Here is a 14,102-nt window from a genome sequence, read left to right as displayed (position 1 = left end):
GAACGGCCTCTCGACGACACGCCGGGGCGCTACGTCCTGGAAAAGTGAGCGCTACGCGAACGCATTAACTACTGGAGATTCAGTCATGACCGATACCCCCATACCGGCCGATCCGCACAAGGCGATCGATCCGCTGGCCACCGTCTGGGACCCGAACTCGCGCGTCGGCGACATGCTGAAAGGCAAGCGCGGCCTCGTGATCGGAGTCGCAAACGCCGATAGCATCGCGTACGGCTGTGCCGTCAAGCTGCGCGCATTCGGCGCGGACGTCGCGCTGACCTACCTGAACGACAAGGCCAAGCAGTACGTCGCGCCGCTCGCCGACCAGATCGACGCTTCGCTGCTGCTGCCGCTCGACGTCACCCAGCCCGGGCAGATGCAGTCGGTGTTCGACCGCATCCGGGCCGACTGGGGGCGGCTCGATTTCGTCATCCACTCGATTGCGTTCGCGCCGCGCGCCGACCTGCACGGCCGCGTCGTCGACTGCTCGCAGGCCGGATTCCTGCAGGCAATGCAGGTGTCCTGCCATTCCTTCCTTGAGATGGCGCGGCTCGCCGAGCCGCTGATGACTCAGGGCGGCACGCTCATCACCATGAGCTATTACGGCGCGGACAAGGTGGTGAACAACTACAACATGATGGGCCCGGTGAAGGCGGCGCTCGAGGCCTCGGTGCGCTATATGGCGAAGGAGCTCGGCGCGCAGGGCATCCGCGTATTCGCCGTTTCGCCCGGCCCGCTGCGCACCCGCGCTGCAAGCGGCATCGCTCAATTCGACGAGCTGATCGACATGGCGGTCACACGCTCCCCGGGCCAGCGCCTGGTCGACATCGCCGAGGTCGGCCGGGTGGTTGCCTTCCTCGCCGGCCCCGCTTCCTCCGGCATGACGGGCGACGTGGTCTACATCGACGCCGGCCTGCACAACATGGCTTGACCGCGGCGGCGCCGTGCTGACCCACGCAGTTCCGAATGAGGCTGCGCAGCAGGGTTACGACTTGGCGTCGGATGCCACCAGGATGTGCGTGGTGCCGCGACGCGCGGGAATGAACTGACGCGTTTTCGATACAAATGGTGCCGGGGCGAACCGTTTGCCGGCACCCAGGAAAGGAAGACCTGATGAGCAATACAGCCAGACAACTCTCCCAGAGCTACGACATCTCCGCGAAGGTCGCGCAGGTACTGCAGACGCGCACGAAGCTTGCGCTGGAGCGCTTCGGCGAGCGGGTACAGAAGGCCTGTGCGGGGCAACCCGCCGGGCTGATGGCGAGCCCCATGATGCCGTGGCAGATGTGGGCGGGCGGTGCGCAATACGCGGTGGATTTCGGCCAGCGCTCCATCCTGCTCTGGGACACGCTGCGCCAGCGCGGCAACAACTTCATCGAGCACGAGCAGCAAGGCTTGCCGCCGGTGCTGCACTTCGACTACGAGACGATCATGGACGGGCGTTCGCTGGAGCGTCCGGTCAACTACGCGCTGGTGCGCATCGTTCCGCCCGAGGGCACGACGGTCGATCCCGGGCGCCGCCCCTACGTGATCATCGACCCGCGTGGCGGCCACGGACCGGGCATAGGCGGATTCAAAGACGATTCCCAGGTCGGCGTGGCGTTGCGCGCAGGCCATCCGGTGTACTTCGTGATGTTCTTCCCCAATCCCGAACCGGGACAGACGCTGCTGGACGTGTGCAATGCCGAGCGCGAGTTCGTGCACCGAGTGCGCTCGCTGCACCCCGACGCCGAGAAGCCCGCGATCATCGGCAACTGTCAGGCCGGCTGGGCGGCGATGATGCTGGCCGCCTCCGACCCCGACGACATCGGTCCGGTGGTGATCGTCGGCGCGCCGATGTCCTACTGGGGCGGCGCCTGGCGCGAGGGCGAGGGCGACAATCCGATGCGCTATGCAGGGGGACTGCTCGGCGGCACCTGGCTCGCCTCCCTCACCTCCGACCTCGGCGCCGGCAAATTCGACGGCGCCTGGCTGGTGCAGAACTTCGAGAACCTCAACCCTGCGAACACCTTCTGGGACAAGTACTACCGGGTGTTCGCCAACGCCGACACCGAGCCGGCACGCTTCCTCGAGTTCGAACGCTGGTGGGGCGGCTATTACCTCTTGAACGGCGGGGAGATCGAATGGATCACGCGGAACCTCTTCGTCGGCAACAAGCTGTGGTCTGGCACGGTGAAAGCCGGCCCGCGCGGCGCGCTCGACCTGCGCGAGGTCAGGGCGCCCATCGTGCTGTTCGCCTCGCTGGGAGACAACATCACGCCGCCGCAACAGGCCTTCAACTGGGTCGCCGACGTCTATGGCAGCACGGACGAGATCAAGGCCAACGGGCAGGTGATCGTCGGTCTGATGCACGAGGAAGTCGGCCACCTCGGCATCTTCGTTTCCGGCCAGGTGGCGAGGAAGGAATACACCCAGATCGTCTCGGTTCTGAAGTCCATCGAAGCGCTGCCGCCCGGCCTGTACGGAATGCGGATCGCGGAGCAGAAGGACGCCGGCGGCAAGCCGGCGTACGAGGTGAGCTTCGAGGAACTGCGTCTGGAGGACGTCGCCGCTCGCCTGAATCGGTTCGAGCGCGCCGATGAACGGCCCTTCGAGGCGGTGAGCGTCGTCTCGGAATTCAACCAGTACGCGTACGAGCTCTTCGGGCGGCCATGGGTCAAGGCGCTAGCAAACGAGTACACCGCCAAGCTGGGGCGCATCTTCCACCCGTTGCGCCTGCAACGCTGGGCGATCTCCGACCTTAACCCCTGGCTGTGGTGGCTGGGGCCGGCCGCCCAGGCCGTGAAGGCCCAGCGCCAGGCGCCGGGGGCCGAGCATCCGGCGCGAGGGATCGAGGAGATGATGTCCGAGCTATCCAGCGCGTCGCTCGACTGCCACCGCGCCCTGCGCGATGCGCTGAGCGAGGCTGCCTTTTTCCTGATCTACGGCAACCTGTTCGCCTTCTACCTCGCCGACGGGCGCGCGGGCGAAACGGAGGCGCAGCAAGCGGCCCCGCGCGAGCTCCCCTTCGTCAAGGAAGCGCTGGCTTCGATCGGGAGCGGCGGCTACGCGGAAGCACTCGCGCGGGTCGCCGTGCTGCTGGCGCGCAAGGGCGAGGCGCTCCCGCTCTCCCGCGTGCAACTCGCGCAGGAGTTGATCGAAGACTATCGCGAGCTGCTGCCGGATCTGCCGCGCGACCAGGTGCGGCGCATCGGCGGCGAGCAGGAAATCATCGCGCGCTACGAGCCGGAAAAAGCAATCGAGACGCTGCCGCTACTGCTGGTCGAGCATGAGGACCGGGATCGGCTACTCACGCTGCTAGAGCGCGTGCTCGCCGACGAGCGGGTGCAGGGCATCCAGCCCACGGCCGCGCAGACGGCGATGCTCGCGCGCATCCGCGGCGTGCTCGGCGAGGCGGGCAGCAGCGGGGCCCTGCGCGCGGTTGGTCGGTGACGGAGCGGTAATCGAACGAAATGCCGGAAGGGTAGACGTCTATGCGAATCGTGATTCAAAACCTGCCCCACGACGTGTCGGAAGACGGAGTCCGTGAGGCCTGAGTGCATACGCACCGGTCGAGAAAATCACACTCATCGTGGAAGGCGACATGCCGACCGCGGTCATCGAGATGGAGATGACGCGCGCGTAGGCCACGGCGCTGGCCCTGAGAATCAGCGGGCATATCTATCACGGCCAGCGCCTGCAAGCCTGGTGCCGCGGTGGACCGGTTAGCGGTGGCACTCTCGAACGGACCCGGCGTTCAGCGGGGCCCACCGCTGAACGCCGGGTGACGAAACCATGGATTCCTGATGCTGGTGGCCGAGCGCGATCACATCGCTGTCACCGATCCGGCGCTAAACGCCTACCAACAGGCATTGGAGGCCGAGCGACTGGTCTTGTAGAAGGGCGGGCATTTCGACCCATACCTGTCAGAGCTGGCAACCGCTTCGCGGGAGGCGGCGTCAACATCATGGCGTAGCGCGCCCCGGCAGCAACTGAGGAGAGTGAATCATCTCCTTGCTATTACTGGAGAATATCGAGAGCGGCACGACCGATGACGAGATCAAGGCATTCCTGGTCAAGTACGGCCTCCCACCGTTCGACGAAATCGAGCATGTTCCGGGGGACGGGTCACGGCCAGCCGTGACGCTGACCTTCTATTCCCTCGATCCGGATGCATTGCGCAAGCTTCAGCCGCGCATCCACAACATGTTCTGGAAAGGCCACAACCTCAGCGCGCTTGTCATGGCGGAGCGCTATAGCTGACCTCGCAGAGCAGGGCGACGCGTGTGAAGGGAGCAGTTGCATGAGTATTCTGAACTGGCTGCGGCGGCGTGAGGCCGGGGCGCACCCGCATGACGAGCAAGAGATCGCCGGGTTGACGGAGCGCGTGCTCGGGTTCAGCCCGCGTCTGCGGCTGGTGCCGCGCTACCAGCAACGGCTCGGCCCCGCGGTCGGCATGGCGCTCGATTATGTGCAGGGCCTCGTAGCCGGCTTGCCGGCGCCGCGGGAAGCCAGCGCGGCAACGTGGGGAACCGATCCCTATATTCATGCTTTTTTTGGCACGGCGCATGACGTGGAGCTCGCCTTCAGCCGCTCATCGGACCTACGCGAGTTTTTCGATGCGTCCACTGGCGCGGACCACGCCTACGCCGTGCTGGGCATGAGGATGACGGAGCGCCGTACGTTAGGCATGACCCTCGAAGAAGATTTGATGCGTGCCGAGGTGCCGCAGACCACGGTCAGCTTCAGTGACCATGAGGTCCGGATTTGCGGCTCGACCGATGCGACGCTGCGCGAGGAGATCGCCCGGCGAATGCTGGATCAGATGGCCCTCCAGAGCCTTGCCAATATTGCTGCCGACACATCGCGGCGCGATGTGCTGGAGCGGGAGCATGGACTGCTGAAGGCGCGCTTGCGCCTGCTGGAACGGCAGAGCACCGGTTTGCGTTCGGTGATGGGGGGCGACGAGCAAGCGGACGCCGGGGAACGGGCCCGGCTGCGCGAGCAGATCGAACAGAACGACAGGGAACTGGGCGAACTGGGCGACAAGTCCGGCGCGCTTGACCGCCAGTTGGAAGGCATGGCGGCGGTGTTCAAGGATGCAAGGTCGTGCTTCTCCATTGAAAGCCGGCGCAGGCGGCTAAGCTTGATGAATGTGCTTTTGCCGGAGGGCAGCACCGTGCCCGGGCATGAACTGGAGTTGCTGACGGCGCGTGTTCCCGGCGATCCGCCGCTGGTCCGGACGTTCGCGCTGGTGCGCTTCGCACGCGCAGCGATGTTGTCGCGCATGAGCCTGCTCGACGAGGCCGAGCGCTTGCTGTAGCGGGGAGCGGGAGAAGGTGGGTGTTTCTGGTGTGTTGAGGTCTCCAAACATGCCTGGGGAATGAATTCGAATCATTTGCGGAAATCCTGCCATTCCTGCGCAGGGTGCATAACGCTCAACGATAGACGTCTACCCCGGGCGAGGGGCCGCCGCACGGCCTTGGCCGCCCGAGCTTCACAGTGCCAGTCTCATGATCTGCGTCAAGGTTTTGGGCTACAGAATGAGTAACGTGATTTTAGGCTGACAGGTAACCGCGGTCGCAGTGCCAGTCGCAATCGTCTGCATAAGAGACCTGGCGTGGTGGACCGGCTGGCGCTGGGTCTGTGCCGCGAACCCGAATCACGCCGGCTTTCCATTACGCCAGTCGCAAGACCAACTCTGCTGGCCCCCGCGCGCAATGCTGCCAACATCTACCATTTTTCACACGACGAGGCGTCCACCGCGCCCTGGTGAAGTACCGGCTCGTTGCAGCGCGGTCGCGTTGACCGTGTCGCTGGCGGTTGTTCTGGCTGGTTGCGCAACACCGGTGATGCAACCCTCGATCGAGGTTCCCGGAAGGTTCGCGGCCAGGTCGGCATCTGTGGAGGAGCCCGAGGCCGCCTGGTGGGATAGCTATGGCGATCCGGTGCTGTCCGATCTGGTTCGTCGCGCGGCGCACGAAAACCGGGACATCCGGATAGCGGCGGAACGCGTGCGCGCCGCGCGAGCCGGAGAAACGATCAGCCGGTCGTCGCTCTTGCCGACCGTGATCGTTGGCGCCAACGGCTTCAATCACACGACGACTTACGATACTGCCCTGAAAAATTTCGTGCCTGAAGCGGCCAATACGCGGGCGGGACAGGTCGGTATCGCCGCCTCGTGGGAAGTCGACCTGTTCGGCCGCCTGCGGGCAGGTGCGAAGGCGGCTGCAGCCGATGCGGCCGCAGTCGAGAATACCGCGCGCGGCGTGCGCCTTCTCGTGTTGACTGACGTTGCAACAAACTACTTTACGCTCGTCGGGGCGTTGCGCCAACTGGAGACCGTGCGCGCGATCTCGGCTGCGCAAGATGAGACGCTGCGCCTGGTGACCGCCCGTGAACGGGTCGGGCTCGCAACGCCGTTCGATGTCGAGCGCGTGAAAACAGAAGCATCCAAAACGCACGCGGCGATACCGCCGCTCGAGACACTTGCTGCGATCTCGCGCCATCACATTGCGGTGCTCGTGGGAGACCAGGCTTTCAACGCCGCGAGCATCGCGCCATCGGGCGTCGAAGCCATCGTCCCGCCCGCGCATCCGGGGCAACCGGCCGCCCTGTTGCAGCGCAGACCGGACCTGCTCGTCGCAAGCGCGCAACTCGATGCGGCCAACGCGCGCAGGCAACAGGCGATGGCGGAATGGTTTCCGCGGCTCATTCTCGGCGCAGTGTTCGGCCGTGAGTCGATTGACCTCAACGGCATTGCGCTCGGTCCTGCGCGATTCAGCAACGTAGCGGGCCTCATTGCAATGCCGATCTTCACTGCGGGGCGGACGCGCGCGATCAACGACATCGCCGAAAGCGGTCAGAAGGAAGCGGTGCTCCACTATGAGGACGCGATCGTGCGATCGCTCGAAGACGTCGAGAACGCGCTGGTCGCGCTCGATGACGAGCGCCAACGGGCGCAACTGCTGCACGACGCCGCGTCGACGGCGGAAGCGGCGCTGGGCCGCGCGCAATCCCTCTACGACCGCGGCCAGATCGATCTGCTGCCGCTGCTCGATGCTCAGCGGACACGGTTGGCCGTCCGTGCGATCGCCAACGACAGCAGCACGCAATTGCTGCTCGCCAGCGTCCAGCTCTACAAGGCGCTCGGTGGAGGCTGGGAGGTTTTCGAGCCCGCGGCCACGCCTGATGTCACGCCGGTTTCGGGCAATTCATTAAGTATGGATCGAGACAAGGGGCCATCGTGAAAACCTCCATACGCGCGCTGTTCGCGGTGTTGCCGAGTGCCGCGATGCTGGTCGCATGCGGATCGAAGCCCGCCCCCGAGGCGCTTCGAGCGGTCCGCACTGCCGAGATCCGCTATGACGATAGCGCGGTGACGGACCGTTACGTTGGCACGGTGCAGTCGCGCCATGAAGTCAACGAGGCGTTCCGTGTCGGCGGCAAGATCGTCAAGCGCAAGGTCGACGTCGGTCAGAAGGTTCGCGAGGGCGATGTACTGGCAGTGCTTGACGACACCGACTATCAGCTTGCCGAGGAAGCGGCGCGGCAGCAGCTCACCGCGGCCGTGTCACAGGCGAGGTTCGCCGAGTCCGATCGGCAGCGGCTCAACTCGCTCAAAACTGACGGCTCCGTCAGCGTCTCCGACGACGAGAAGGCGCAGACCGGTGCGCAGACAACCTCGGCGACGGCAGAAGCCGAGCGGAAGAAACTCGAGCTCGCACGCAACCGGCTGAAGTACACGGTGCTGCGCGCGTCGCAGAGTGGCGTCGTCACCGCCGTGCGTTTCGAGGTGGGAGAAGTTGTCGCCGAAGGACAGCCGATGGTATCGATCGCGAACGAGGGCGAGCCAGAAATAGTCGCCGATCTGCCGGAAGATCGTCTCGCAACGTTTAGGGCGGCGCGATACAAGGCGTGGCTCGCTAGCGCGCCCGAGCAAAGCTTCGAGGTCGAGTTGCGCGAACTCTCGCCACAGGCCGCGGCACAAACCCGGACATACCGCGCCCGCCTGAAGCCGGCAGTACCCAGGCTGCTGCCGCTCGGCGCGACCGCTACGCTGCTGGTCGAACGTTCGGCTGGCGAAGCCCCGGCAGCAGTGATCCCTGCCTCGGCCATCACGCAGAACAAGGGCCAGCCCGCCGTCTGGGTGGTTCGTCGCGAGGGTTCCGGGTCGGTGGGCACCGTCGATCTGATCCGCGTTTCGGTGCACGGCTATCGCAATGACGATGTGCTCGTTTCCGGACTGCCCGCTGGCGAGCTAGTCGTTACTGCGGGAGTGCAGAAGATGGCCCCGGGCCTGAAGGTCGCGCTTGCAGGCGCGGCGGGCGCCTCGCAAACCGGGCATGCTGTGCCATGAAGCCGTTCAATCTCACCGAATGGGCGCTGAGCCACCGCGCCATCGTGCTGTTCCTGATCCTCGTGGTCGGCATTGGCGGTTCGCTCAGCTTCGCAAAGCTCGGCCAGCTCGAGGATCCGAATTTCTCGGTACCGTCGATGACGGCGTTCGTGATCTGGCCGGGCGCCACTGCGCAACAGGTCCAGGACGAGGTGCTCAACCGCATGGAGAAGAAGTTCGAACAGCTCGATCATTTCGAGAAAGTCGTGACCTATGCGCGCCAAGGCTACGGCGGCATGACGATCACCGTGAAGGGCGGCACGTCCCATGCAGAGCAGCGCGACGCCTGGTACCAGGCGCGTAAGAAGTTCACCGACATCAAGCTCGAGCTCCCTGACGGCGTCATCGGCCCGATCTTCAACGACGAATACGGCGACGTGACCGGCCTGCTCTATGCCGTCAAAGGAGATGGCATCAGTCAGTGGGAGCTATCCGACGTATCGGAAAATATCAAGCGGCAGCTACTCAAGGTGCCGATGGTGAAAAAGATCGACATCTATGGCAAGCAGGCCAAGAAGATTTACGTCGAATTCTCGAACCAGCGGCTCGCCGCGCTCGGGATTACGCCGCTGCAGATCGCTGAAAGCCTCAGGAGCCAAGACAGCCTATTGGCCAGCGGACAGGTCGACACACACGGCGATCGCGTGCTCGTACGCGTGAGCGGCCAGTTCAACAACCTGGACGACATCCGCAAGGTTCCGATTGCCGCCGGCGGGCGGTTGCTCAAGCTCGGCGACTTCACATCGATCACACGCGGATACGAGGATCCTCCCATTTACACGGTGCGCCATAACGGGCAGCAGGTGCTGATGCTCGGCATCACGATGACCGACGACGGCAACATTGTTGACCTCGGCAAAGCGATCGAGCAGGCAGTCGCAAAAGTCCAGCTCGAGCTGCCCTATGGCGTTGAACTCGAGCGGGTGGCCGATCAGCCGACCGTCGTCAGCGAATCGATCTGGGAGTTCGAGCGCTCGCTGCTGGAAGCGCTGACCATCGTGCTCGCGGTCTGCCTCATCAGTCTCGGCTGGCGCACGGGAATCGTGGTCGGCATTTCAGTGCCGATCGTGCTCGGCGTCGTTGCCCTGGTCATGCGTGCAATGGGCTGGAATCTCGAGCGCGTCTCGCTCGGGTCCCTGATCATTGCCCTCGGTCTGCTGGTGGATGACGGCATCATCGCGGTCGAGATGATGGTTGTGAAAATGGAGGAAGGGTGGGACCGCGTGAAAGCGGCCGCCTACTCGTACACGGCGACTGCGATGCCGCGGCTGACTGGCGCGCTCATTACGGCTGCCGCCTTCATGCCGATCGGTTTCTCCCAGTCGACCACCGGCGAGTACGCGGGCGGAATTTTCTGGATCGTCGGCACCGCGGTGCTGTTCTCGTGGGTTGTGTCGGGGATCATCACGCCGTATCTGGCCGTCAATATGCTGCCGAAGGACCTCGGAAAGGAGCACCAAGGCGGCGACCCGTATGACACGCCTTTCTACCGCAAGCTGCGGACATGGATCGACCTGGCTCTCGTGCGACGCTGGTGGGTCATCGGGGCGACATTGACCGCGCTCGCCGCTGCGGTTGCCGTGAGCAGGTTCGTACCACAGCAGTTCTTCCCGAGCAGCGCGCGACCCGAGCTGATCGTTGAGCTGCGACTGAAGGAAGGCGCGTCGTTCGCCGCGACTACCCAGCAGGTGAAGAAAATGGAGGCGGTGCTCAAGAAGGACCAGGACGTGCGTTTCTTCACGGCCTATACGGGGGCGGGTCAGCCACGCTTCTATCTCGCCCTCAATCCCGAACTGCCGAACCCGGGCTACGCTGTCTTCGTCGTGATGACGAAAGACACGAAGGCTCGTGAGCGCGTGCGCTCGCGCCTGATGGAAACCGTCAATGAGGAATTCCCGCAAGCGTGGGTTCGAGTCACCCGCCTCGAACTCGGCCCGCCGGTCGGGTTCCCGGTACAGTTCCGCGTCGTCGGCTCCGACACGCAGAAGGTGCGCGAAATCGCCCGCGAGGTCGAAAGAGTGGTGGCGTCGAGCCCCAAAGTGCGCGACGTCCAGCTCGACTGGAACGACCCGGTTCGCACGCTAAAGTTCGACCTCGACCAGGACAAGGCGCGCGCGCTCGGGCTGGCTCCGGCCGATGTCACCTTCGTGACCCAAACATTCACGAACGGCGCGACGCTGTCCCACTTGCGCGAGGGGGAGGATCTGATTGAAATAGTCGCCCGTGCGGTGCCTTCCGAGCGGCTCGATCTCGGAGCGCTGAAGGACGTGAGCCTTTATACCCGCGTGGGAACGGTGGTCCCGCTGGCGCAGGTCGCTCGCGTGCGGTACGAAGTTGAAGAGCCGGTGCTCTGGCGCCGCAACCGCGACATGGCGATCACCGTGCGCGCGGACGTGAAGGATGGTGAGCAGGGCGTGTCAGTGACCCAGGAAATCCGGCCGCTCCTGAAGGATATCGAGGTGAAGCTGCCCTTCGGTTACCGCATCGACGTCGGCGGCGCGGTCGAGGAAAGCGACAAGGCCAATCGCGCGCTGATGGCGGTATTTCCCGTGATGCTGGTCACCATCCTGACGATCCTGATTCTGCAGCTTCAGAGCTTCTCGCGCATGACGATGGTCTTCCTCACCGCCCCGCTGGGGCTCATCGGCGTCGTCGCGGCGCTGCTCATTTTCCAGGCGCCGCTCGGGTTCGTTGCCATTCTTGGCGTTACCGCGTTGAGCGGGATGATCATGCGAAACTCAGTGATTCTTGTCGACCAGGTGCAGGCGGAGATCGCGCAAGGGCGGGACACCTGGACGGCGGTCGTCGATGCCGCCGTGCATCGCACGCGTCCGGTGGCGCTGACGGCAGCGGCCACGGTCCTCGCCATGATTCCGCTGATCCGAAGCATATTTTGGGCGCCTATGGCCATCGCCATCATGGGCGGCCTTACCGTTGCGACCTTGCTGACCATTTTCTTCATGCCGGCTCTGTATGCGGCGTGGTTCAAGGTTCGACGCACGACCGAAGCGCAAGCGCGAAATTCGTCGTCCTCCAACCCTTCCTGAACGGTGGTCGCGCGAACGGAAGACACGATGCCCAAATCGCACGCGCCGCTGTCGACACGTTCAAGTCCCCTCTGCTGCGGCTGCGGCATTGCGGTCTGGAATGCTGAACGAGCAGCCGGCCGGCTCGCTCGACGCATAGCTACCCAAGTGGCCCCTGGCGATCGGGTGATCGCCGCGCCTGCCATGCCGCCACCACGCGATCGAGGTTGAAGTACATCCGGCTGCGCCCCAGAGCGTCGCCGAGCGGCGAGCGCTGCACCATCGCCAGTACGCCCGGGTTGAGACCAACGAGCCAGAGCTCGATGTCCTGCTTGCGCAGTTCCTGCTCGGCTTCCGTCAGCATCTTCAACGCGGTGTACTCGAGATCGGACACGGCGCGCAAATGGAGCGCGACGATTTGCGGCTGATATTGGTTGATCAGCGTGCGAATCTTATGCCCGACGCTTTCGGCGTTCGCAAAGAATATTGGACCCTCCGGCCGCAACAACAGGAGGCCGGCAAAAGCTTCGTCGTCGGGGTGCTCAGCGGACAAAGGGCGAAACACGTTCGTACCCGGCTTGCGGCGCAAGACATGCACCGGTGGATCGGATGTATGGTAAGCAAGCGCCAGAAGTGAGACGACAATGGCGGTCAGTATGCCCGGCAGCGTTCCAAACAGCACAACGCCGAAGACCGCAATCACGGCCCAGAGAAACTCCGTGCGCCGCACAGCGGCAATCGCGCGAAATTCCGAGGGCTCGATCAGTCCGATCGAATAGACGATGACAACTGCCGCCATTGTGGCTTGCGGCATGAGTCCAATGAAAGGCCCAAGGAACAGCATCGTGCCTAGCGTGACGGCGGCGGTGACCAGCTCGGAAAGCTGGCTGCGGGCACCGACGAGCCGGTTGACGGCTGTCTGTGTCGTTCCTCCGCCGGCCGGCATCGAGCCCAACAGCGCGCCGCCCACATTAGCCAGCCCGATCGCCAGCAACTCCCGGCTGGCATTTGGCACGGGTTCCTCGCGCTCAACGAACGCTCGCCCCGATGCGACGGTTTCGGTAAAGCTCATCAAAGCAATGCCCGCAGCAGACGGCCCGAGCGATGCGAGAAGAGAAAGGTTCGGGATGGCGACGGAAGGCAAGCCTGGCGGCACATGGCCTACAATGTCGACCCCGTGAGATTGCAGGTGGAGCAGGCTTACGGCGCCGATCCCGCCCGCCACCGCTAACAGAGGGGCGGGAGCTCGTGGAAAGAAATGTTCGATTGCCACCAGAACACCTGCTGTCATCACTCCCACAGCGACCGTCGCTGCGCTTGCATGTGGAATACCCGTGACGATCGCCAGCATGTTGTGGAAAAACGGCCCTTTTGGGAAGTGAATGCCGAGCAGCTTCGGCAACTGATCCAGCACGATCACAACAGCGAGACCAGCCTTGAACCCCGTCAACACTGGATCGGAGATGAAGCGGGCAACGAAGCCCAACCGCAGGAGCCCTGCGAGCGTGAGGATGGCACCGACCATCAATGTCAACGTTGCAGAGGCGCTTAGCAGGTCTGCCGGGCCCGCGCCCGGGACCGCCCGGACCAGTGCCGCTGCGGTGAGGATCGCGATCGTTGCGGTGGTGCTCACGCTGAGCGGGCGCGATGTGCCGAGGAAGGCGTAGATCACCATCGGGACGAAGGCCGTGTAAAGCCCGACTTGCACGGGCAGCCCAGCGACAGTCGCGTAGGCCATGGCTTTCGGAAGGACGACCGCCGCAGCAGAGACACCGGCGACGATATCGGGCTTGATCCACGTCTTCCGATAGTCGCGGATCCATTCGGGCAGCGGAACGCGAAAACCAACGGTGGAACGTCTTGATGACTCTTGTCCCATGGTCACCGGGCTTCATTTGCGTTGCGTCTCGTGGTGGGCATCGATCTGCACGACCATGGCGCGCGCGACAATGTCGTTCTGGTCGATCACGGTCGACGCGCCTGCCCTTTGCAGCAACATCCTGCGCAAATCGCTCTCGCCTGATACCACGATCTTGAGGTCCGGATTGAGTGTGTGCGCCACCAGCGTGATTTCCAGATTGCTGTTGGGATCGGAACCCGTCAGGAAGAGCGCATGGGCGGTATCCAGTCTGGCACGTTCGAGTACGTCGTCGAACGAATTCTGATCGCCGAGCATGACCATGTATCCGAGTCGGGACGCCTTATCGGCCTGCTTCGCGTCGGAATCGAGAACTAGCACGGTCGATCCCGCATCTCGGAGGCGGGCGGCGACCATCTGGCCAACCGCGCCAAACGGGCAAACCGCGACATGGTTGCCCAGCGTTTCCAGCGTCCGTTCCATGACCTTGTTCTCCCAAATAACCATCACGTCGTCGCCCGACAGCATCCCCGTTAGCTGGCGCAACGCGTAGCCCGCAACCACCATCGTGACGATAATGGCGACCAGCATGAAAACCTTCTGGTCCGCATTGAAGTCCGAGAAGTCGCCAAGTGTCGAGATGAGGTTGATCGCATCCCAAAACGCCGTGAACGTCTTGGTTCTTACCGGTGCATCCGTGTGGTCGAGCAGCGCAATCCCAAGCGTCGATCCCAGCAGCACCAGAAACAACAGCCCGATCGCAAGATGCGTACGGCGGCGCCATTCCTTGATTCGCAAACCACCCAGCCGTGGTTCCTCGATCCGGTACATTCTGATTTTC

9 protein-coding genes are annotated in these 14,102 nt (G+C 63.9%); 7 read left to right on the top strand and 2 right to left on the bottom strand.

Annotation, left to right across the window (positions count from 1 at the left end; translation table 11 throughout):
• Positions 1-172 precede the first annotated feature (172 nt).
• From fabI to AC3FNH_RS28425, 7 genes are all read left to right on the top strand, one after another.
• Entirely contained in the window at positions 173-931 is a 759-nt protein-coding gene (fabI, locus tag AC3FNH_RS28455) for an enoyl-ACP reductase FabI (RefSeq protein ID WP_276104096.1), read from the top strand.
• Between the two features lie 182 nt (positions 932-1,113).
• Positions 1,114-3,432 carry a DUF3141 domain-containing protein gene (locus AC3FNH_RS28450; protein ID WP_488722453.1) on the top strand — a complete coding sequence of 773 codons (2,319 nt, stop codon included), beginning with the start codon at positions 1,114-1,116 and terminating at the stop codon, positions 3,430-3,432.
• Positions 3,433-3,987: 555 nt separating this feature from the next.
• The gene (locus AC3FNH_RS28445) at positions 3,988-4,242 is read left to right on the top strand and encodes an RNA-binding protein (RefSeq protein ID WP_276104097.1); all 255 of its coding nucleotides are present in this window, start codon (positions 3,988-3,990) and stop codon (positions 4,240-4,242) included.
• Between the two features lie 40 nt (positions 4,243-4,282).
• Complete coding sequence (locus tag AC3FNH_RS28440; protein ID WP_276103497.1) at positions 4,283-5,302, top strand: hypothetical protein; 1,020 nt, start codon at positions 4,283-4,285, stop codon at positions 5,300-5,302.
• A gap of 529 nt (positions 5,303-5,831) precedes the next feature.
• Positions 5,832-7,229: an efflux transporter outer membrane subunit gene (locus tag AC3FNH_RS28435; protein WP_488722452.1), complete on the top strand. Its 1,398-nt coding sequence runs from the start codon at positions 5,832-5,834 to the stop codon at positions 7,227-7,229.
• Entirely contained in the window at positions 7,226-8,338 is a 1,113-nt protein-coding gene (locus AC3FNH_RS28430; protein WP_488722451.1) for an efflux RND transporter periplasmic adaptor subunit, read from the top strand. The genes AC3FNH_RS28435 and AC3FNH_RS28430 overlap by 4 nt, the downstream gene beginning before the upstream one ends.
• Positions 8,335-11,424: an efflux RND transporter permease subunit gene (locus AC3FNH_RS28425; protein WP_488722450.1), complete on the top strand. Its 3,090-nt coding sequence runs from the start codon at positions 8,335-8,337 to the stop codon at positions 11,422-11,424. The genes AC3FNH_RS28430 and AC3FNH_RS28425 overlap by 4 nt, the downstream gene beginning before the upstream one ends.
• Positions 11,425-11,563: 139 nt before the next feature.
• Here AC3FNH_RS28425 and AC3FNH_RS28420 read toward each other — a convergent pair whose 3' ends face one another.
• Both AC3FNH_RS28420 and AC3FNH_RS28415 read right to left on the bottom strand, forming a co-directional pair.
• Positions 11,564-13,282, bottom strand: coding sequence for a SulP family inorganic anion transporter (locus AC3FNH_RS28420; protein ID WP_488722449.1), 1,719 nt, complete (start codon positions 13,280-13,282; stop codon positions 11,564-11,566).
• A 12-nt stretch (positions 13,283-13,294) separates the two neighbouring features.
• Positions 13,295-14,092, bottom strand: coding sequence for an NAD-binding protein (locus AC3FNH_RS28415; RefSeq protein ID WP_488722448.1), 798 nt, complete (start codon positions 14,090-14,092; stop codon positions 13,295-13,297).
• Positions 14,093-14,102 lie beyond the last annotated feature (10 nt).

Source organism: Cupriavidus sp. 22TCCZM01-5 (assembly GCF_057798915.1).
The sequence above is the reverse complement of the archived record's forward strand: the minus strand, read 5'-3'. Positions and strand labels throughout refer to the sequence as shown.

Excerpts from the sequence above, each read along its gene's own strand:
- fabI (WP_276104096.1), top strand. The coding sequence starts at position 173 with ATGCTGAAAGGCAAGCGCGGCCTCGTGATCGGAGTCGCAAACGCCGAT.
- AC3FNH_RS28450 (WP_488722453.1), top strand. The coding sequence starts at position 1,114 with ATGAGCAATACAGCCAGACAACTCTCCCAGAGCTACGACATCTCCGCG.
- AC3FNH_RS28440 (WP_276103497.1), top strand. The coding sequence starts at position 4,283 with ATGAGTATTCTGAACTGGCTGCGGCGGCGTGAGGCCGGGGCGCACCCG.
- AC3FNH_RS28435 (WP_488722452.1), top strand. The coding sequence starts at position 5,832 with ATGCAACCCTCGATCGAGGTTCCCGGAAGGTTCGCGGCCAGGTCGGCA.
- AC3FNH_RS28425 (WP_488722450.1), top strand. The coding sequence starts at position 8,335 with ATGAAGCCGTTCAATCTCACCGAATGGGCGCTGAGCCACCGCGCCATC.
- AC3FNH_RS28420 (WP_488722449.1), bottom strand. The coding sequence starts at position 13,282 with ATGGGACAAGAGTCATCAAGACGTTCCACCGTTGGTTTTCGCGTTCCG.
- AC3FNH_RS28415 (WP_488722448.1), bottom strand. The coding sequence starts at position 14,092 with ATGTACCGGATCGAGGAACCACGGCTGGGTGGTTTGCGAATCAAGGAA.